The organism is Rhizobium sp. 'Codium 1' (assembly GCF_020889605.1).
In the GTDB taxonomy this organism is placed as follows: domain Bacteria; phylum Pseudomonadota; class Alphaproteobacteria; order Rhizobiales; family Rhizobiaceae; genus Allorhizobium; species Allorhizobium algae.
Map to the genome: position 1 here is coordinate 305216 of NZ_JAJGPW010000004.1, position 20909 is coordinate 326124.

Here is a 20909-nt window from a genome sequence, read left to right on the forward strand (position 1 = left end):
CTCCTGTAGTTTGTGTTGCGGATGATCGAAACATGCCATGCAAAATCGACTCGGGCAAGATCACAATTCGAGATTGCAAATCTTGCCGAAGACCGTTGCCGATCTGCAACAAATTGTCGCAGGGCCGATTGGGAGCCGTCCTGTTGTTTACCGTAAGACCGTTTCGGCCGCTGGTGGCAGGGACAGGCCCATGCCCTGCATCAGGCGCCGGGTGGAAAAATCCTGACTGCCGGAGGTGAAGACGGCAAAGTCAAAATTGTCGGGATGTTCGGCCCCCTCCACAAGCGGAACAAGACGGCGCGCCTGCCGGGCGATGGCTTCCGCCGGATCGAGCCAGTCGACGGGCCAGGGCGCGAGCCGGCGAAAGACGTTGGCGAGGAACGGATAATGCGTGCAGGCGAGCACCACGATATCGGACCGCCTTCCGTCCTTCTCGACGAAGCAGGGCGTAATCTCTGCAAGCACCGCCGCATCGTCCAGCGCCTCGCCCCGGATATAGGCCTCCGCCATGCGGGCGAGGTTTTCCGAACCGACGAGGCGGACATGGCATTGTGAAGCGAAGGACTGAATGAGGTCGCGCGTATAGGCACGTTTCACGGTCCCCGGCGTCGCCAGCACCGAGACGAGGCCGGACCGTGTCCGCTCGGCCGCTGGCTTGATCGCCGGGACCGTTCCGATGAAACGCATCTCGGGAAATCGCTGCCTGAGGTCGGAACCCGCAAGCGTAAAGGCGGTGTTGCAGGCCACGATCACCGCCTCGGGATCATACCGCCCGAGCAGATCTTCAAAGAGGCGCACGATCCGCGCCTTCAACGGCTCTTCGTCCCAACCGCCATAGGGAAAACCGGCATCGTCGGCCACATAGATGAAGCCGCGCTCGGGCATCAGCAGACGCGCCTCACGCAGGACGGTCAGTCCACCTATGCCGGAATCGAAAATCAGGATCGGCTTCGAGCCGACCGCATCGCCGTTATCTGCCGGAGCCTTCGTCATCAGGGCCATCTTTCGCCATCACAGACTTCACCGACGCGTTGATCTGGCCCGGCCGCGAAAAACGGTCGAGCGAGTTGATCACGCCGCGGATCACGTGGATCTCGGGCGTCGTGAATGCCCGCCGGGTGAAGACAGCGCGCAGATTGTCGATCATCCTCGGCTTCTTGTTGGCGGGATGGAAATACCCCCTGACGTCGAGCGCCTGCTCCAGATGCTCGAACATGCCGATCACCTCGTCCTTCGTCGCCTGTGGCTGTTCCGGCGCATCGAACGGCACCGCATGCGGATCCTCGATGTCGGACTTCATCCATTCATAGGACATGAGAAGCACCGCCTGGGCAATATTGAGCGAGGCGAAGGCCGGATTGACAGGGAAGGTGACGATTTCATCGGCCAGCGCCACATCTTCGGTCGAGAGGCCCGACTTTTCACGTCCGAACAGGATACCGGTCTTCTCGCCCGAGCGGAAACGCTGGCGAAGCGTCCCGGCAGCCGTTACCGGCGAGCGCACCGGCTTGAAGCCATCCCTGAAGCGCGCTGTGGTCGCATAGACGAAGTTGAGATCGGCAACCGCCTCTTCCAGCGTATCGAAGACCACTGTGCCGTCGATCACGTGATCCGCCTTCGAGGCTGCCGCGCGCGCCTTGTCGGACGGCCAGCCGTCGCGCGGACTGACGAGACGCAGTTCCGCCAGGCCGAAATTGGCCATGGCCCGCGCCACCATGCCGATGTTCTCGCCGAGTTGCGGCTCCACCAGAATGATTGCCGGCCCTTCGGCCAGCATGATGCGCTCGCTGTTCGTCCCTGCCATGATCTGCCCTTGCATGATTGTGGGGCTCCCATTGGCATAAAATCACGCGTGCGCAAAGGGGTTGGGGCGGCAACGCAGCCGCTGAAACATCGTAGGGGCGTTCGAATTTCGGCCAAACGAACAGCGGCCAAGGCTCAGATCCCGCCTTGCACCTTCAGGTCCTGCTTGATGGAGGTACCACTCTGTCCATCGACGACCGGATAGATGTCGTCGATCACAGACCGCGCCCCTTCGTCAACGACGTGAAAGATCAGGACCGTATCGACATCGTATTCTGCGCCTTCACCGAAGCAACGGCGATTGTTGAAGAGCGCCGTCACCTGCCCCTCCCCGTCATCCTCGATCCGGATGTTCTCGAAGGGGCATCCATCCTGTCCCTGGGCAATCGGGTCATAGTCGAAGGGATAGCCGGTGGTCTCGCCGTCCGGCGGATCGAATGGCGGGTTCTTCGATGCCGCCTCGAAAGCCCGGGCAAAATCCCGGCTGAACAGGCGGGCAAGACGATCCTCGCTGAACACGTCTTCGCTCGGCCCGTCGATTGTATCATCCCAGCTGCGAGCCGCAGCCTCGACGATCTCTCGAACCGGTTCCGTCACGTCGGCTGAGGCGGAACCCGATGCGACCGAAGCGAAAAACAGGCCAAGGACAAATGCTGCGGACAGGGGTTGCATGGAACATTCCGGTGGGTTCTTGCCGATACACTGCTTTTAGCCGCAAATCGCCAGCCCTAGACAACCAAGTTTGGGGACAAATGCAGGCCGAAAGTCTGACCCGAGAATTTCCTTGAACACCCCCTCTCCTGTTTGCCTTGTACCGAGAGAATGTTATAGGCAGGCCATCGGCACGGCGCCCTCCCCGCGCTCGTCCCATAGGCACCAACCCCGCGAGGATATTCATGAGCAAGATCAAGGTAGCCAACCCGGTCGTCGATCTCGACGGCGACGAGATGACCCGCATTATCTGGCAGTTCATCAAGGACAAGCTGATCCTGCCCTACCTGGATCTCGACATCGAGTATTACGACCTTTCGGTCGAGAACCGCGACGCCACCAATGACCAGGTGACGGTCGATGCGGCCCACGCCATCAAGAAGCACGGCGTCGGCATCAAGTGCGCGACGATCACCCCGGACGAACAGCGCGTGAAGGAGTTCAACCTCAAGGAAATGTGGAAGAGCCCGAACGGCACGATCCGCAACATCCTCGGCGGCGTCATCTTCCGCGAACCGATCATCTGCAAGAACGTACCCCGCCTCGTTCCCGGCTGGACCAAGCCGATCGTCGTTGGCCGTCACGCCTTCGGCGACCAGTACAAGGCAACCGACTTCAAGTTCCCCGGCAAGGGCAAGCTGACGATCAAGTTCGTTGGCGAAGACGGCGAAGTGATCGAAAAGGAAGTTTACAACGCTCCTGGCGCCGGCGTTGCCATGGCGATGTACAACCTCGACGAATCGATCCGCGAATTCGCCCGCGCATCCATGATGTACGGCCTGATGCGCAAATGGCCGGTCTACCTGTCCACGAAGAATACCATTCTCAAGGCCTATGACGGCCGCTTCAAGGATATCTTCGAGGAAGTCTACCAGGCCGAATTCAAGGCGAAGTTCGAGGAAGCCGGCATTGTCTACGAACACCGCCTGATCGACGACATGGTCGCGTCCGCGCTCAAGTGGTCCGGCGGCTACGTCTGGGCCTGCAAGAACTACGACGGTGACGTGCAGTCCGACACGGTTGCTCAGGGGTTTGGCTCGCTCGGCCTGATGACCTCGGTTCTGCTGTCGCCCGATGGCCGCACGGTCGAAGCCGAAGCTGCACACGGCACGGTCACACGCCACTATCGCCAGCACCAGAAGGGTCAGGAAACCTCGACCAACTCGATCGCCTCGATCTTCGCCTGGACCCGTGGCCTCGCCCACCGCGCCAAGCTCGACGACAATACGGCACTGGCAAATTTTGCCGCGACGCTCGAAAAGGTCTGCATCGACACCGTCGAGTCGGGCTTCATGACCAAGGACCTGGCGCTGCTCATCGGTCCCGATCAGCCGTGGCTCTCGACCACCGCCTTCCTCGACAAGGTCGATGAAAACCTCAAGAAGGCCATGGCCGCCTGATCGGCGCCCAAGGCTTGAAACTTCAGAACCCGGTCACGGCAACGTGGCCGGGTTTTCTGTCTCGGCAATGTCGTCCCCAGCATCGACGTCTGCAAAGCGCTTGCGGATCTCGGTCCCGAGGCGCCGGGCCGAAATATGGTAGCCGGACAGCGGCAGATCGTAACTCTCGAGACGATCGGGGTCATCCTCGTCCAGGTAGTCGATGTCAACCAGCCAGCGGCCATCGACACGGCGCTGGGCCAACTCGACCATCGAGGCCCAGGGGATCCGTCTCTCGGTCCTCAAATCGATCAGTTCCTCATTGTTGAGCTCGATCACCGGCCGCGTGGCGAGGACCAGATCTCGCCAGCCCTTGCGTAGCCCGAAGACGGCAAAGGCGATCAGCGCCAGATAGACGAGAACCATCAGGCTCGCCCAGTCGCCGCCCAGGAGACTGGCCATCAGCCCGCCAATGGATACGGACAAGAGAATGGCGGCCATGGCGGCCCAGAGAACCCCGAAGCCGCGGCGGGGATAGACGATGAGGGTCGGGTAGCTTGTCTCTGTTTTCATCATTGACCTCCATACGGAAAATCATCCCCGGCGAATAGCCGGGACGAGGCCTGTCAGACCGGCCTAATCCTTTAGCCCTGTTGTCAAACAGCGGGACTCAGGCTCCAATACTGCCAAAAGGCAACGGGGGATGCCGTGACAGGACACATGCCACCGAAAAAATCATGACCGAAGCCATCCTGCCGAAAACCGTCAGCGTTTTCAAAGAAGGATATGGTCCAGCCGGGTTCAAGGCCGATGCACTGGCCGGCCTCACCGTGGCCATCGTCGCGCTGCCTCTCTCCATGGCGATCGCCATCGCCTCGGGCGTCACCCCGGATCGCGGCCTTTACACCGCAATCATCGGCGGCTTCCTCGTATCCCTGCTCGGCGGCAGCCGCCACCAGATCGGCGGCCCGGCCGGTGCCTTCATCGTGCTCGTCAGTGCGACCGTGGCAAGTCACGGCATCGACGGCCTCATTCTGGCCACCGCGATGGCCGGCATGATGCTGATCGCCTGCGGGCTCCTGCGGATCGGAGATTACATCAAGTTCATCCCCTATCCGGTTACCGTCGGCTTCACGGCGGGCATCGCGGTGATCATCTTTGCCAGTCAGATCAGCGAATTGCTCGGCTTGCACTTTCCCGGTGGAGAACCCGGCCCGCTTGCCGAGAAGCTATCTGCCATCGCGGCTGCCCTGCCCGGTTTTTCGCCGGCCGCAGCCGCCATGGCCGGGCTTACGGTCGGCGTCATTCTGCTGTTGCGCCGCTACCGCCCGTCCTGGCCCGGACTGTTGATCGCGGTTGTCGTAGCCTCGGCTGCGTCCGCCGCTCTCGACCTTCCCGTCTCGACCATCGGCTCCAAATTCGGCGGCATCCCCTCCGGCTTGCCGATGCCGGCGCTGCCGCATCTTTCGCTTGATCTCGCAATCGCCGTGCTTCCCGATGCCATCGCCTTTGCCTTGCTCGGCGCCATCGAGTCCCTGCTATCGGCCGTCGTCGCCGACGGCATGACAGGCCGCCGGCACCGATCCAACACCGAACTGGTGGGCCAGGGCGTGGCCAATATCGCCTCTGCCCTGTTCGGCGGCATCTGCGTGACCGGGACGATTGCCCGAACGGCGACCAATGTACGCGCCGGTGGCACCAGCCCGGTTTCCGGCATGCTGCACGCTGTCTTCCTGCTCGTCTTCATGCTGGTCGCAGCGCCGCTTGCCGCTTACATTCCGCTCGCAGCCCTTGCCGGCGTGCTGGCGGTCGTCTCCTGGAACATGGTGGAGAAATCGGCGATCGCGGCTCTTGTCCGCTCCTCGCGCGGCGAAACGCTGATACTCGCCGTCACCTTCCTGCTCGTCGTCTTCCGCGACCTGACGGAAGGCATTGTCGTGGGCTTCTCGCTGGCGGCCCTCCAGTTCATCCATCACATGTCGAGAAATGTCCGCATCACACCGGAAAAGGTCGAGAGCCCGCTGGAGGAAATGGACGCGGAAACAGTGACCTACCGACTGGACGGGGCCTTCTTCTTTGGCGCCGTGGCGGCCGCGAGCGCCGTTCTCGACAGGATTGCCGATGATCACCGCAATCTCGTCCTAGACTGCCACGGAATCCGTTTCATCGACACCTCGGGCGTCAATCTGCTTGCCGGCGTCATCCGCAAGGCCGTCCGGCAAGATGTGCAGGTCTATGTGATTTCGGACCGCCCGGAGATGCGGCAGATGCTGCTGCATCACGAGGTGCCGGAACATGGGGTGCACTTCGTCCCTTCCTTCGATGAAGCCCGCCGGCAGATCGCAGAACGCGGGGGATCTAAGGATCCGTCATAGACGGATGCGCTGCGCGATCATTGCGCCCTCTCGCAGCATGTTCTGGAGCGCCAGCCAGGCAGTGCCCCAGCCAGCCAGTGCTCATGCAAGCGGACAGGGGCCAGCGTCACCGCCAGCCCCATTTCCGTTTCTTCAGTTGAGCGCTGCCTCGACTGCGGCAATCGCCGCATCGGCCTCAGCACCATCCGGGCCGCCGGCCTGGGCCATGTCCGGCCGGCCGCCGCCACCCTTGCCGCCGAGTGCTGCAGAAGCGATACGCACGAGATCGACGGCGCTGAAACGATCGGTCAGGTCAGATGTGACCGACACGACGGCGCTCGCCTTGCCGTCTTCGGCAACAGCAATCAGCAGGACAACGGCGGTTGCAAGCCCCGCCTTGGCCTCGTCTGCCATGCCCTTGAGGTCCTTCGCATCGATGCCGGCAAGCGTGCGACCGATGAAATTGACGCCATTGATCTGCTTCGGCGCATCGGCACCACCGGCGGCACCACCACCCATGGCGAGTTTGCGCTTGGCATCCGCCAGTTCCTTTTCGAGCTTGCGGCGTTCCTCGACAAGCGCCTCGACGCGCGTGACGACATCCGTCGGCTGCACCTTCAGCGTCGATGCGAGCGTCTTTACCCGTTCGTCCTGCTCGGAAAGATAGGCGCGAGCCGCCTCTCCGGTCAGCGCCTCGAGACGGCGCACGCCAGCACCCACGGCGCTTTCGCCGACCAGGCGCACAAGGCCGATATCGCCCGTTGCCGACACATGTGTTCCACCGCAGAGTTCGATCGAATAGGCCTTGCCTGCCTTGTCGCCGCGCAGCGCCGTGCCCATCGACACGACGCGGACTTCATCGCCGTATTTCTCGCCGAACAGCGCCATGGCGCCTTCTGCGATCGCGTCGTCGACCGCCATCAGGCGGGTCGTGACTGGAGAGTTCTGCAGAATGATCTCGTTGGCCATCTCCTCGACAACCTTCAATTCCTCGGCCGAAATCGGTTTCGGATGCGAGATGTCGAAACGCAGGCGCTCAGGGGCAACCAGCGAGCCCTTCTGGGCCACATGGGTACCGAGCACTTCGCGCAGAGCCTCATGCAGGAGGTGGGTTGCCGAATGGTTGGAACGCAGGCGCGAGCGGCGCGCGTGGTCGACGTTCAGCGTGACGGCCCCGCCAGCCTTGACGACGCCGTTCTGCACGGTCGCGACATGCACGAAGACGCCTTCGCCCTTCTTCTGGGTATCGGTGACATCAAGCGAGTATCCCTCGCCGACGATCTCGCCCGTATCGCCTGTCTGGCCACCCGATTCGCCATAGAACGGCGTCTGGTTGACGACGATCTGCACCTGTTCGCCGGCGCTTGCGTGCTCGACGACCTTGCCATCCTTGACGACGGCGAGAACCTGGCCTTCGGCCGTCTCGGAACTGTAACCCAGGAATTCGGTCGCGCCGAACTTCTCCTTGAGCTCGAACCAGACGGTCTCGGTCGCCTTGTCGCCGGAGCCCGACCAGCTGGCGCGCGCTTCCGCCTTCTGGCGCTGCATAGCGTCATTGAAGCCGGTGAGGTCGACGCCGATACCACGACCGCGCAACGCATCCTGCGTCAGGTCGAGCGGGAAGCCATAGGTGTCGTAGAGCTTGAAGGCGGTTTCGCCGTCGAGGCTGTCACCATTGTCGAGGGTTGCCGTCGCATCCGACAGAAGCGTCAATCCGCGTTCCAGCGTCTTGCGGAAGCGGCTCTCCTCGAGCTTCAGCGTCTCGGAGATCAGCGATTCGGCACGGACCAGTTCCGGATAGGCGCGGCCCATCTGCTGCACGAGAACAGGCAGGAGCTTGTAGATGATCGGATCCTTCGCGCCGAGAAGCTGCGCATGGCGCATGGCGCGGCGCATGATGCGGCGAAGCACGTAGCCACGGCCTTCGTTCGACGGCAGCACGCCGTCGGCGATCAGGAAGGCCGACGAGCGCAGGTGGTCGGCGATGACCCGGTGGCTGGCGCGGCGCTCGCCCTCGGCCTTGACGCCGGTCAGGTCGACCGAAGCATCGATCAGTGCGCGGAAGAGGTCGATGTCGTAATTGTCATGGCGCCCCTGCAGGAGCGCTGCGACACGCTCGAGGCCCATGCCGGTATCGATCGACGGGCGCGGCAGATCGACCCGCTCGTCCTTGGTGATCTGCTCGTATTGCATGAAGACGAGGTTCCAGATCTCGATGAAGCGATCACCGTCTTCTTCCGGTGAACCCGGAGGGCCACCCCAGATATGATCGCCATGATCGTAGAAGATTTCCGAACACGGGCCACAGGGGCCGGTGTCACCCATGGCCCAGAAATTGTCGCTGGTCTTGATGCGGATGATCTTGTCGTCCGAAAGACCGGCGATCTTCTTCCACAGGCCATGCGCCTCGTCATCCGTATGGTAGACGGTCACCAGCAGGCGGTTGCGGTCGATGCCGAATTCCTTGGTGATCAGGTTCCAGGCGAGCTCGATCGCGCGTTCTTTGAAATAGTCGCCGAACGAGAAATTGCCAAGCATTTCGAAGAAGGTATGGTGGCGCGCGGTGTATCCGACATTGTCGAGGTCGTTGTGCTTGCCGCCGGCGCGCACGCATTTCTGCGCGGTCGCGGCCGTCGTGTAGGGACGCTGCTCCAGTCCGGTAAAGACGTTCTTGAACTGCACCATTCCGGCATTGGTGAACATCAGCGTCGGATCGTTGCGCGGCACCAGCGGACTGGAGGAAACGACCTCGTGACCGTTCGTCTTGAAGTAGTCGAGAAAAGTCGACCGGATGTCGTTTACACCGCTCATGTCACGCCCTTCATTCAGGCCGGGAAGCCGGCCAATTTGCAAAATCAATGGCTTTTATCGCCCGGCTTCCTCCCTGTCCAGCAGCCGCAACGAAAACCGGCCGCGTCTCCAGGGAAACGCGGCCGACAAATATCACAAAGGTGGACGACTGGCTTACGCCTCGTCGGCACCATCGCCGTCATTGGCGTCAGGCCCACCGTTCTGCAGGAATTTTTCCGCGATCAGACCGGCATTCTGGCGCAGCGCCATCTCGATCTCCTGGGCCATTGCCGGGTTGTCACGCAGGAACAGCTTGGCATTTTCACGCCCCTGACCGAGACGCTGGCTATTGTAGGAGAACCAGGCGCCCGCCTTCTCGACGATGCCGGCCTTGACCCCGAGATCAACGAGTTCGCCGGTCTTGGAGACGCCTTCGCCATACATGATGTCGAATTCGACCTGCTTGAAGGGAGGTGCCATCTTGTTCTTGACGACCTTGACGCGGGTCTGGTTGCCGACGACCTCTTCGCGATCCTTGACCGCACCGATGCGGCGGATGTCGAGACGAACCGAGGCATAGAACTTCAGTGCGTTACCGCCGGTCGTGGTTTCCGGCGAACCGAACATGACGCCGATCTTCATGCGGATCTGGTTGATGAAGATCACCATCGTCTTCGACTTGGAGATCGACGCGGTGAGCTTGCGCAGCGCCTGGCTCATAAGGCGGGCCTGCATGCCAGGCAGGCTATCGCCCATTTCGCCCTCGATTTCGGCGCGCGGAGTCAGCGCTGCGACCGAATCGACGACCAGCACGTCGATCGCACCGGAACGGACAAGCGTGTCAGTGATTTCAAGCGCCTGTTCACCGGTATCCGGCTGCGAGATCAGCAGGTTCTGCAGGTCGACACCCAGCTTTCGGGCATAGATCGGATCGAGCGCATGCTCGGCGTCGACGAAGGCGCAGATGCCGCCCTTCTTCTGGGCTTCGGCAATTGTCTGCAGCGCCAGCGTCGTCTTGCCCGAGCTTTCCGGCCCGTAAATTTCAACGATGCGGCCCTTCGGCAGGCCGCCAATGCCGAGCGCGATGTCGAGGCTGAGCGACCCCGTCGAGACCGTCTCGACTTCGACCACGCTCTCGTTCGCGCCGAGCTTCATGATCGAGCCCTTGCCGAACGACCGTTCGATCTGCGAGAGCGCCGCCTCCAATGCCTTGCTTTTATCCACCAATTTGTCCTCTACAAGCCGCAAAGAATTCTGTGCCATTCGATCCACCTTTAGGTTATTGAGGCCGCATAGGCAATGAAGCCGCCGATGAGCAACATGTACCCTTTTTGTTCTTGTTTTGCAAGCCTCCGCGAAGCAATTGATATCACATCGTTTTTGAACTCATGTTCGAAATATGTTCCGCGCGGGGCATCGACGTCGCGACAATGCCCTGTCGGGACCGTCGACAGAGCGGGCCTGCCGATTTCGATTCGTGAAATCCGGCCCGCGGAGAGGTGCACATGACCGTCGAAATCCTGGCAATCGGTGGCGCGCATATCGACCGCCGCGCACGCATCCTGGGGGATACAAAGCCCGGCGCCAGCAATCCCGGCGCATGGTTCGAGGAAGCCGGCGGCGGGGTTTTCAATGCAGCCTGCAATCTCTCGCGTCTCGGTCGTGCCGTCCGCCTGATTGCTCCCCGGGGGGGCGATGCGGCCGGCCAGATGGTGGCTGACGCGGCCAGCCGAGCAGGCCTTGAAGACCAGCCGGTGATGTTCCTGGATCGGGCGACCCCGAGCTACACAGCCATTCTGGAGCGCGACGGCAATCTGGTCATCGCGCTGGCCGACATGGCCTTGTATGACGCTTTCACGGCACGGCGACTGAAGGCGCGATCGCTGCGCGACAGCCTGGCGCTCGCGGGCCACGTCCTCACCGATGCGAACCTGCCGGCAGACACGCTGACCACGCTCGCGGCGTCCTGCCATGCGGCCGGAAAGGGCATATCCGCCATCGCCATTTCTCCCGCGAAAGTCATCAAGTTCCGGGCCGCCCTTCCCCATCTCAGCCATCTCTTCATGAACGGAGCCGAGGCCGAGGCGATTGCCGGCGAGCGGCCCGAAGGACCGGAAGACTGGCCGGCTCTGCTGCGCGCCAGGGGCCTCCGAGGCGGGACTGTGACCAGCGGCAGCGGTCCCACGATCGCCTTCGATCCCACCGGCATGGCGCTGATCGAACCCTTGCCGCTGGAAAAAATCGCCGATGTGACCGGTGCAGGCGATGCCTTTGCAGCCGGCTTCCTCGATGCGCGCCTGACCGGCGCATCTCTCGCTGAAGCCTTGCGACACGGCACCGCCAGTGCCGCGATCACCCTCGCATCACTGAACGCAACCGACGAAAACCTGTCGCAGGAGCGGCTGGCAAGCCAGTTGGCACTTGTCCCAGCCGCCCGTTTCCTGTCATGAGAACCTGAATTTCAAGCGGAAGCCCCCCATGACCCGTTCCATCTCTCCTCTCCTGCCGATCACCTATTCGAGTGAAGTCAGCGCCGCAAAGCAGCGCGGCGCCCCGATCGTGGCACTCGAATCGACCATCATCACCCATGGCATGCCCTATCCCGGCAATCTGCAAATGGCCCGCAGCGTCGAGGACATCGTTCGCCAGCAGGGCGCGGTTCCCGCGACCATCGCCGTCATCAAGGGCGTGCTGCATATCGGCCTCGAGCCGGCAGAGCTGGAAGCGCTGGCGCAGATGGAGCATGTCATGAAGCTCTCGCGCGCCGATCTGGCCTTCGCGATCGCCGAGCGCCGCAACGGAGCGACGACCGTCGCTGCGACCATGATCGCCGCCTATCGCGCCGGCATCCATGTTTTCGCCACCGGTGGCATCGGCGGCGTGCATCGCGGCGCGGAAGAGACCTTCGACATTTCAGCCGACCTGGAAGAGCTCGCCCGGACCGCCGTCATCGTCGTCTCGGCCGGCCCTAAAGCCATTCTCGACATCCCGAAGACGCTGGAAGTGCTCGAAACACGCGGCGTTCCCGTTGTCACCTTCGACAGCGAGGACTTCCCGGCCTTCTGGTCGCGCAGCTCCGGCCTCAAGAGCGTGCTCAACCTGCAGAGCCCGGCGGCCATCGCGAATTTCCAGAAGATGCGGGATCAGCTCGGCATCGACGGCGGTATGCTCATCGCCAATCCGGTTCCGGAATCCGACGAGATCCCACGCGAAGAGATGGAAATCTACATCAGCCGCGCACTTGCAAATGCCGAGCGCGACGAGATCGCCGGCAAGCAGGTCACCCCCTATTTGCTCGACAACATCTTCCACCTGACAGGTGGACGTTCGCTCAAGACCAATATCGCACTCGTCGAAAACAATGCGCGCCTCGCCGCCGAGATCGCCGTCGCCATGAACGGCTGACAGTCGGGATGACCCGAGAGAAAGAAGAACCCGCCGGAGCGATCCGGCGGGTTCTTTCAGTCTGCGATAGTCCATAGGCCTATGGAAGACCTCAGCCTTCGCCATCCAGCATTTCGCGCACGGCGACGGCGAGTTGCTTCAGCGAGAAGGGCTTGGGCAGGAAGCCGAACTTGGCATCCGCCGGCAGATTGCGGGCAAACGCGTCCTCGGCGTAGCCCGACACGAAGATGAACTTCAGGTCCGGATATGTCTTGCGCAGTTCGGTGAGCAGGGTGGGGCCGTCCATCTCGGGCATCACGACGTCGGAGACGACGATGTCCACCGCCCCGTTGAGTTCGTCCATGATGTCGAGTGCCTCGACGCCGGAACCAGCCTCATGCACGGTGTAGCCACGCGTCTCCAGCATGCGCTTGCCGCCGCGCCGCACCGCCTCCTCGTCTTCAACGAGCAGGACCACGGCCGACTTGCCCGTCAGATCCGGCGCATCCTGCAGTTCGGCATTGCCGCCGGACTTGGCGACCGTGATCGCATCCCCGTTGAGTGCGGTCGAGACCTGTCCCTCGATGACCGGCTGCACCTCGGGCACATGCCGGGGCAGGAAGATGCGGAACGTCGTTCCCTTGCCCACTTCCGATTCGGGATAGATGTAGCCGCCCGACTGCTTGACGATGCCATAGACCATGGCAAGGCCGAGACCCGTGCCCTTGCCCACTTCCTTGGTGGTGAAGAAGGGCTCGAAGATCTTGTCCATGATTTCGGGCGCGATGCCCGTGCCTGTATCGGCCACTTCGACCAGCACCATGTCTTCCGACGGCAGACCACGATAACCGAAGGCGCCGGCTTCCTCAGCGTCAATATTGCGCGTGGAGACGGTGATGGCCCCTCCGTCCGGCATGGCGTCGCGCGCGTTGACGCACAGATTGATCAGCACCTGCTCGAACTGCGACAGGTCCGTCTTCACCGGCCAGAGATCACGGCCATATTCGACCCTGAGCTTGACATTGCTGCCGGAAATGAGCCGATCGACCAGCATTCTGAGATCGCCGATCACATCCGTCAGGTTGAGCACGCTCGGCCGCATCGTCTGCTTGCGCGAGAAGGCGAGCAACTGGCGCACCAGAACGGCCGCGCGGTTGGCATTGCGCTTGATCTCCATGAGATCGGCGAAACTCGCATCCGAGGGGCGGGCCTGCAAGAGCAGGTGGTCGGAAGACAGGAGGATGGCAGTGAGCACATTGTTGAAGTCATGCGCGATGCCGCCGGCCAGCGTACCGACAGCGTTCATCTTCTGCGTCTGCGCCATCTGCGCCTCGAGCGCCTTCTGGTCGGTCACATCGACAGCATAGACGATGGCCGCCTCTTCCGGCGCTTCGTCGCTCTGATCGATCACGGCGTTGACGTAGAAGCGGAAGTGCCGGGTGTCATTGGTCGGATGGCGGCTGTCGATCGGCGAAATGTCGACCTGCCGGTCCATGGCGGCGGCCAGCGCTTCCCGGAAGTCGTCGCGATCGCCCTCGTGCAGCACCACCTCGATCAGCCCGTGCTGATCGATCTCGTCGCGTGAAATGACGTCGGCGAAGAGCTTCATGAACGGAGCATTGGTGCGCAGTATGCGACCCTCTCCATCGACGGAGGCGATCGCCATCGGCGTATTGTTGAAGAAGCGGGTAAACCGCATCGAAGCGACGGAATCCGACTGGTCGCCGCCCTCGCCCTGGGCGCGGGACAGCACGATCGAGCGGCTTTCCCCCGGCGCTCCGTCGCGGGCAGCGCGCACGCGATGCACGAGTCGCACCGGCAGGCTCTGTCCGTTGACGCGGCGCAGATCGAGGTCGAGCGTTTCGGTGCGGGCCTGTCCGGGCTCGGCCTGCACCGAGTTGATCAGCGCCATGCCCTCACCGGCGACAAGGTCCGTGATCGTCATGGAGCCGGGATTGAACTGGGTGAGGTCGACCCCCAGCCATTCGGCGAGCGTCGCGTTCAGATAATAGATCTCTCCCTTGCGACCGGCGGAGAAGAAACCCGCCGGTGCGTGGTCGAGATAATCGATCGCGTGCTGAAGTTCCTTGAAGAACCGCTCCTGATCGTCGCGCTCTGCGGTGATGTCTGAGATCTGCCAGACATGCTGGGGCTTGCCCCGCCCTTCTCCGGGCAGAAGCCGCGCTTTCAGGCGATACCAATGGGCGCCGGACCCGTTCACCGTCTGGCTTCCCAGCGGCTTGAGGAGGCGGAACTCCTCGTGGCCGTTGCGCCCCTCGCGCAGGCCGTTTGTCAGCCGGTACAAAGCCTCGCTTGATTCGCGGTAGCGCGACAGCAACGCCTCCAGCGTCTGGACTTCCGTGGCCTTGCGCGCGCCGGTCATCGCGCCATAGGCCTGGTTGGCAAACACGATCCGCCCCTCGACATCCGTGATCAGCGTGCCGTCGGGCTGGCTGGAAAGGAAACGGCGGGCGAGCGTATCGCCTTGCGACTGCGGCATGACCTCGACGAAACCGATGACGGCGGAGACGATGAAGAAAATGCCCATCATCGCGAGGATGCCGAGCACACCCAGCACCATCTGATTGTCGAGCTGGTCGCGGAAGAAGATGAAGGCCGCCGAGGTTGCGATGAGCACAAGAGCAAGCAGCAGGATACGAAACACCATACCGGCGCCACTGCGGCGATCGACCAGGGGGCCGTCTCCATCTCGATCGAACTGCTGTCGTGTCATTGATGCCTCTTGCAAAAAGCGCCCGGATGGATCGACCAAGCGAGAATCGGCGCTTTCTCCTGTTTATCAACTTGCCGTAACCGCAAAAAGGAAAGAAAGGGCCAGAATGCCCTGCAAAGCCGCTCTCCCACAGGAATGCCGCAATCCTGACGGAGCATTCAGGCCGTTGCCGCGTTGTGGACCCCATATCTCGCCTTCGCTCAAGATTGCGGAAGGGAGCGTCTTCTGCCAGAAAGCCTGACAAAAGGAGCACGCACATGCTGGATGACCTGATCGCGGCCTATGGCAATCGATTACTCGTGGCGGCACTGGGCGTCAGCCTCGCCCTGCTCTGCCTTTTTGTCGTGCTCTGGATTTTGCGCAACCGGGCACCCTCGCCCTTCGTGCGTGGTGGCCGCAATCGCCAGCCCCGCCTTCAGGTGCTGGATGCCGCCGCCGTCGATACGCGCCGCCGCATCGTGCTGATCCGCCGCGACAATATCGAGCATCTTGTGATGATCGGCGGCCCTACGGATATCGTCATCGAGAGCGGCATTGGCGACGACAGGCCCTATCTGAACGCCCGCCCTTTGACGCAGCAGGGCGAAGAAGACCAGTCCACATTGCCAAATTCGGCGGCGCAGGCGAACCTTGCGGCAGCAGAGCCGCCGGCACCGATGATCACTGCGCCGGCAGCAGCCGTGGCGGCACCGCCCGCCGAGCCGCTCGCACGACGCCAGCCTGTTGCCGGACCGCCAAAGACGGAACCCTCACCGCTGCCAGCCAGGCCAGCCGCCAATGCCGGGGATGCCACCGAGAGCAAACCTGCACCAACGATCCCGGCGCGCCGGCCAGAACCCCCGATGGAAAAGCCGGTAGCTGCGACTGCTTTGCCCATGGCTGCCGCCGCAACCACCGTGATGCATGCGCCACCCCTGCCGACAACAGGCAAACCTGTCGAGCCAGCACCGACGGTAGCTGCGGAAGCCGCGACGATCCAATCCGTCTCACGCCCCGCGCCATCGGCCGATCGGCCAATGGCAGCCGAAGCCCCTGCAGTGCAGCACACCGCGCAACTCGAACCGGTCATGTCCGTCGAGGCCGATAGGGCACCCGCAACGGGCGATTTCGAGCGGATCCGTGCCGAACCGGAGGCGTTCCGGACAACGACGGTCATCGAGCCAGGTGTGACGGTCGGTACGCCGTCGATCGAGACGGTCCGCATGAACAGTGTCGAACCCGTAATGGCAAACGAGGTCCGACCCGCGGCCCGTGATGAAAACCGAAACTTTGTCCCGGCAGAGCCTGCACCCACTCCACCGCCCGTCATTGATCCACCGGCGGCCGAGGAACTGCTCGAAGCGGCACGCCAGCGGGTGCTTGCGCCGGCCCCTCCGCCCACGCCGGTCGTCAGTCAGCAGCCGCAACGAGCAGAACCGACGACCGACATCACGCCCTCAGTCGACGCAAGCGAAGCGCCCAAACGTGACATGAGCGACTTCGAGCGTGTCCTTGAAGAGGAAATGGCCTTGCATCTGGCGGAAGATCCCGCTCCGGCCGCTCGGCCCGCCCCGACGATTTCGCCCATCCTACCGGAAACGCGTGCCGATCGGCCCCGCCCGCCGGTTTCAGCAGTCTTGCCGGAAGGCAACCGGCCAGGACCGGGGCAGAACCAGGCCAAGCCGGGCGATGAGCCCAATCTGCAAAACGAAATCGCCCGCATCTTCGGCGAGATGTCGGCCAGCCGAAACCCCTGACGAAAAGCGGACTGGCAGCAGAAAAAAAGACCCGCCAATGGCGGGTCTGAGATTTTTGTTGCGATTGCCGAGAATGCCGAAGCGTCACTCGTCGCGGTAGACCTTCTCACGGCGCTCGTGCCGCTCCTGGGCTTCGATCGAAAGAGTTGCGATCGGACGAGCATCGAGACGCTTGAGACCGATTGGCTCCCCGGTTTCCTCGCAATAGCCGTAGGTGCCATCATCGATACGCTGCAGTGCGGCGTCGATCTTCGAGATCAGCTTGCGCTGGCGATCGCGGGCTCTGAGTTCGATGGCTCTATCGGTTTCCGAGGAAGCCCGATCAGCGAGATCAGGGTGGTTGGCGCTTTCTTCTGCGAGGTGACCAAGCGTCTCTCGCGCTTCGCGGAGGATGTCGTTCTTCCATGCGACAAGCTTGGCCCTGAAGTACGCCCGCTGGTTCGCATTCATGAACTCATCGTCTTCCGAGAGTACATAATTGCTAAGATTGATCTTCTCACTCAACGCGATTCTCCTGAAGAACATCTCAATGGGCGGGTGTATAACCTTTCAAGGCAACCGGTTCAAGCCTTCTGACTGTTTCAAAGCCATTTTTAAATCCGTTACATTTTTGATCTAAATTTCTATTTTTTAAGCATAATTTGTTTCGACACCGAGCTCCGATACTTCCCACTGGCTGATGCAGGCTGCTCCTTCGCCTGGTTGACGGCGAGGCCCAAGAACCGGTACGTCAATGACGAGCTCCATCGCACGCGGATACCCCAACGGATGACGCCCTCCATTCAGCCTCCAAAGCGGATCTATCTGCTACGCCATGCGAAATCCGGCTGGGCCGAGCCCGGTGGTCGAGATTTCGACCGCAGCCTCGCGGACGCTGGCTTTGCAGAAGCTGAACTGCTCGCGGAGACGGCTGCAGACAAGGGCTACCGCCCCGATCTCGCCATCTGCTCGACCGCAAAACGCTGCCGCCAGACCGCGGACGCGATCAACCGGGTCTTTTCCGGCCTGGTCGAGTTCCGTTATGAAGATGCGCTCTACAACGCACCCGCCGAAGTCTACCTGGAAATTGCCCAGTCCACCCGCGGCGTCGATGCTCTGATGCTCGTCGGCCACAATCCAGCAATCGAGGAAGTCTTCGCGCGCCTCTGCGGCAACGAGGTGATGGGCCGCACAGTGCCCGAGGGCTACCCGACATCCGGCCTCGCGGTGATCGACGCCCTGGGCGACGATGCCTATGTGCTGCGGGATTTCCTGATCGGCTGAACGCGGGTTCACCGAATGTGAGTGCCTCTTTATTGCGCCGCAACCGCTGCCTATATGGGAGTTCGAGACGCGTCTCGCCTCGAGACTAGTGCGCGACCATGACAGACCTGACAGGACACCTCCTTGCCCCCTTCCCTGACCAGCCTGACCGATGAAGCCGCGATCGCCCTGGACAATCTGGCGGATCGTGCCGCCAATCTGGTCAATCCGACGATCCGGCTCGGCGTGACGGGCCTGTCGCGTGCGGGCAAGACCGTGTTCATCTCGTCCCTGGTGCACAATCTCCTGCATGGCGGCCGCCTGCCACTTTTCGAGCCCTTGCGCTCCGGGCGCATCACGGGCGCGGAGCTCCAGGAGCAGCCCGACGATGCCGTGCCGCGCTTCCAGTACGAAGACCATATCCGGGCGCTGGTCGAGGAAAGGGTCTGGCCGGACTCGACACGCGCCATCTCCGAATTGCGCCTCACCATCGATTACAAGAGTGCCAGCTCCTGGAACCGCATGTTCTCCGCTGGCAGATTGTCGATCGACATCGTCGACTATCCCGGAGAATGGCTGCTCGATCTGCCGCTGCTTGGCCAGGATTACCGGACCTTCTCGGAGAACACCGCCAGGCTTGCGGCGTCGGGTGTGCGTGGCGAACTCGCCGCCGAATGGCTTTCGCTGGCGGCCAGCATCGATCCGGACGCTCCGGCGGACGAAATGACCGCCCGTCGCCTCGCTGAGGCCTTCACCACCTATCTCAGGCTCTGCAAGTCGGACGAACGGTCCCTTTCCACCTTGCCGCCGGGCCGTTTTCTCATGCCGGGCGATCTCGATGGTTCACCGGCACTGACCTTCGCCCCCCTGCCGGTCTTGCCCGAAGGGCGTGCCCCCAAGGGCTCGCTGCGCGCAATGATGGAGCGACGCTTCGAGGCCTACAAGTCCGTCGTGGTCAAACCCTTTTTCCGCGAACATTTCGCCAGGCTCGATCGCCAGATCGTGCTGGTCGACGCGCTCCAGGCGATCAATCGCGGCCCTGAAGCCGTACAGGATCTCGAACGCGCGCTCGGCGACGTGCTCACCTGTTTTCGCGCCGGATCCAACAATATCCTAACGTCGCTCGTGCGTCGGCGCATTGACCGGGTTCTGGTGGCTGCGACCAAGGCGGATCACCTGCACCATGAGAGCCATGATCGACTGGAAATCCTCACCCGGCGTCTCGTCAATCGCGCGATCCGCACGATCGGCATGAGTGGTGCCGGCATCGAGGTCATGGCGCTTGCCTCCGTCCGCGCAACGCGTGAGGCCAATGTGAAGCAGGACGGCCATGACCTGCCCGTCATCGTTGGCACGCCCATGGCCGGCGAACGCATAGGGGATGAATTATTCGACGGCAGCCGCAAGACGGCAGTCTTCCCGGGCGACCTGCCACGGGACCCTGAAGCGTATTTCCGCTCCGTCGACGAAGGCGACGCCTCGGCTGCCCTCCCCGATTTGAGCATCGTCCGCTTCCGCCCGCCGCAACTCGACGAGCGGCAGGGCATCACGCTGTCGGTGCCGCATATCCGCCTCGACCGGGCGCTGCAATTCCTGCTGGGAGATCGACTCGCATGAAGAAGCCGACCGTATCGCTACCCGGAAATCCGGCCACGAAGATCCCTGACCCGCAGCGACGCCCCGCCGCCTTCACCATCGAGCCGGAAGCGCCGCACATGTCGGGCGCCGAGAACCTGCGCCGTCCACCACGCAGTTTCGCCGGCGAAGTTGCGATCGTGCCGGATGACGAAGATCCCTTCATCGCGGCCGCAGACGATCTGCCGCCCGCCCCCGTGGCCGAACCGCAGCGCCGCCGGTTTTCCTTCGCAAGGCTCGCCGCCGGTGCTTTCGGCCTGCTTCTGTCCCTCGCTTTCGGCCTTTGGGTCGATCGCCTGATTGCAGATCTTTTCACCAGAGCCGACTGGCTGGGTTATACGGCGCTTGGTGCTCTCGCCATCGGCCTCCTGGCGCTTGCCATTGCCGTAGGGCGTGAATTGATCGGCCTCTGGCGTCTCGAGACGGTTCAAAACCTGAAGGCGGAGGCGCAAGCCGCTGCCGAAAGCGGCAAGCGCAAGCAGGCCGCATCCGTCGTCAAGAAACTCATCGGCCTCGTTGCCCATCGCCCGGAAACCGCCCGCGGTCAGAAGAACCTGGCGACGATCGAGGACGATATCATCGACGCGCCGCAACTGATCGAACTCGCGGAACGGGAGCTGCTGGCGCCGCTGGACAACCAGGCAAGGGCCCTCATCCTGAATGCCGCCAAGCGCGTTTCGGTCGTCACCGCCGTCAGCCCGCGTGCCGTGGTCGATCTCGCCTATGTGCTCTTCGAAGTGGTGCGCCTCGTGCGAAGCATGGCCAATCTCTACGGCGGCAGACCTGGCTCGTTCGGCATGCTGCGGCTGCTGAGAGACGTCTTCGCCCACCTCGCCGTCACGGGCTCCATCGCAATCGGTGACGGCCTTGCCCAGCAGGTTCTCGGCCATGGCCTTGCCGCACGCCTGTCCACCCGCCTCGGCGAGGGCGTGATCAACGGCCTGATGACGGCGCGCATCGGGATTGCCGCGATGGATCTCTGCCGCCCACTGCCCTTCCGGGCCGCCAAGCGCCCCGGCATCGGCGACTTCATCGGCGATCTCACCCCCTCGATGACCGGCAAGGACCGCGATCGCGCCGGGTGAGGCAGTCCGGCCACACTTGCCTTGCCTGTGACTTTTGTCAGTTGTCCGGGCCGCCA

The 20909-nt window shown here is 62.6% G+C and carries 16 protein-coding genes; 8 read left to right on the forward strand and 8 right to left on the reverse strand.

The window, feature by feature from the left end:
- Positions 1 to 147: 147 nt before the first annotated feature.
- From murI to LJE98_RS13065, 3 genes are all read right to left on the reverse strand, one after another.
- Complete coding sequence (gene murI, locus LJE98_RS13055) at positions 148 to 993, reverse strand: glutamate racemase (RefSeq protein ID WP_229575647.1); 846 nt, start codon at positions 991 to 993, stop codon at positions 148 to 150.
- Positions 971 to 1804, reverse strand: a complete 834-nt coding sequence (locus LJE98_RS13060; RefSeq protein ID WP_229575648.1) for an RNA methyltransferase — start codon at positions 1802 to 1804, stop codon at positions 971 to 973. The genes murI and LJE98_RS13060 overlap by 23 nt, the downstream gene beginning before the upstream one ends.
- A gap of 134 nt (positions 1805 to 1938) precedes the next feature.
- On the reverse strand, positions 1939 to 2475 hold the full coding sequence (locus LJE98_RS13065) for a hypothetical protein (RefSeq protein ID WP_229575649.1): 537 nt from the start codon (positions 2473 to 2475) through the stop codon (positions 1939 to 1941).
- 224 nt (positions 2476 to 2699) lie between these two features.
- On the opposite strand from LJE98_RS13065, the gene LJE98_RS13070 reads away from it, so the two are divergent.
- Positions 2700 to 3914 (forward strand): NADP-dependent isocitrate dehydrogenase, encoded by a 1215-nt coding sequence (locus tag LJE98_RS13070; protein WP_229575650.1) that lies wholly within the window; start codon positions 2700 to 2702, stop codon positions 3912 to 3914.
- A gap of 33 nt (positions 3915 to 3947) precedes the next feature.
- On the opposite strand, the gene LJE98_RS13075 is transcribed toward LJE98_RS13070, so the two are convergent.
- Complete coding sequence (locus LJE98_RS13075) at positions 3948 to 4466, reverse strand: hypothetical protein (RefSeq protein ID WP_229575651.1); 519 nt, start codon at positions 4464 to 4466, stop codon at positions 3948 to 3950.
- Between the two features lie 164 nt (positions 4467 to 4630).
- Here LJE98_RS13075 and LJE98_RS13080 point away from each other — a divergent pair, with 164 nt between their 5' ends.
- Entirely contained in the window at positions 4631 to 6268 is a 1638-nt protein-coding gene (locus LJE98_RS13080; protein ID WP_229575652.1) for a SulP family inorganic anion transporter, read from the forward strand.
- A 132-nt stretch (positions 6269 to 6400) separates the two neighbouring features.
- On the opposite strand, the gene alaS is transcribed toward LJE98_RS13080, so the two are convergent.
- Both alaS and recA read right to left on the reverse strand, forming a co-directional pair.
- The gene (gene alaS / locus LJE98_RS13085) at positions 6401 to 9058 is read right to left on the reverse strand and encodes an alanine--tRNA ligase (RefSeq protein WP_229575653.1); all 2658 of its coding nucleotides are present in this window, start codon (positions 9056 to 9058) and stop codon (positions 6401 to 6403) included.
- 153 nt (positions 9059 to 9211) lie between these two features.
- Positions 9212 to 10300, reverse strand: coding sequence for a recombinase RecA (gene recA / locus LJE98_RS13090; protein WP_229575654.1), 1089 nt, complete (start codon positions 10298 to 10300; stop codon positions 9212 to 9214).
- Positions 10301 to 10542: 242 nt separating this feature from the next.
- On the opposite strand from recA, the gene LJE98_RS13095 reads away from it, so the two are divergent.
- Positions 10543 to 11487, forward strand: a complete 945-nt coding sequence (locus tag LJE98_RS13095) for a carbohydrate kinase family protein (protein ID WP_229575655.1) — start codon at positions 10543 to 10545, stop codon at positions 11485 to 11487.
- Between the two features lie 28 nt (positions 11488 to 11515).
- Complete coding sequence (locus tag LJE98_RS13100) at positions 11516 to 12442, forward strand: pseudouridine-5'-phosphate glycosidase (protein ID WP_229575656.1); 927 nt, start codon at positions 11516 to 11518, stop codon at positions 12440 to 12442.
- Between the two features lie 91 nt (positions 12443 to 12533).
- On the opposite strand, the gene cckA is transcribed toward LJE98_RS13100, so the two are convergent.
- Entirely contained in the window at positions 12534 to 15155 is a 2622-nt protein-coding gene (cckA, locus tag LJE98_RS13105) for a cell cycle histidine kinase CckA (protein WP_229575657.1), read from the reverse strand.
- A 257-nt stretch (positions 15156 to 15412) separates the two neighbouring features.
- Here cckA and LJE98_RS13110 point away from each other — a divergent pair, with 257 nt between their 5' ends.
- Positions 15413 to 16891 carry a flagellar biosynthetic protein FliO gene (locus LJE98_RS13110; protein ID WP_229575658.1) on the forward strand — a complete coding sequence of 493 codons (1479 nt, stop codon included), beginning with the start codon at positions 15413 to 15415 and terminating at the stop codon, positions 16889 to 16891.
- 84 nt (positions 16892 to 16975) lie between these two features.
- Here LJE98_RS13110 and dksA read toward each other — a convergent pair whose 3' ends face one another.
- Positions 16976 to 17395: an RNA polymerase-binding protein DksA gene (gene dksA, locus LJE98_RS13115; protein ID WP_112243309.1), complete on the reverse strand. Its 420-nt coding sequence runs from the start codon at positions 17393 to 17395 to the stop codon at positions 16976 to 16978.
- A gap of 264 nt (positions 17396 to 17659) precedes the next feature.
- On the opposite strand from dksA, the gene LJE98_RS13120 reads away from it, so the two are divergent.
- The 3 genes from LJE98_RS13120 (at position 17660) to LJE98_RS13130 (ending at position 20853) form a co-directional block, all read left to right on the forward strand.
- Positions 17660 to 18154 (forward strand): SixA phosphatase family protein, encoded by a 495-nt coding sequence (locus tag LJE98_RS13120; RefSeq protein WP_229575659.1) that lies wholly within the window; start codon positions 17660 to 17662, stop codon positions 18152 to 18154.
- A gap of 123 nt (positions 18155 to 18277) precedes the next feature.
- Positions 18278 to 19750 (forward strand): YcjX family protein, encoded by a 1473-nt coding sequence (locus tag LJE98_RS13125; protein ID WP_229575660.1) that lies wholly within the window; start codon positions 18278 to 18280, stop codon positions 19748 to 19750.
- Positions 19747 to 20853 carry a YcjF family protein gene (locus tag LJE98_RS13130; protein WP_420710150.1) on the forward strand — a complete coding sequence of 369 codons (1107 nt, stop codon included), beginning with the start codon at positions 19747 to 19749 and terminating at the stop codon, positions 20851 to 20853. Before LJE98_RS13125 ends, LJE98_RS13130 begins: the two co-directional genes overlap by 4 nt.
- The last annotated feature ends 56 nt before the right edge of the window (positions 20854 to 20909 follow it).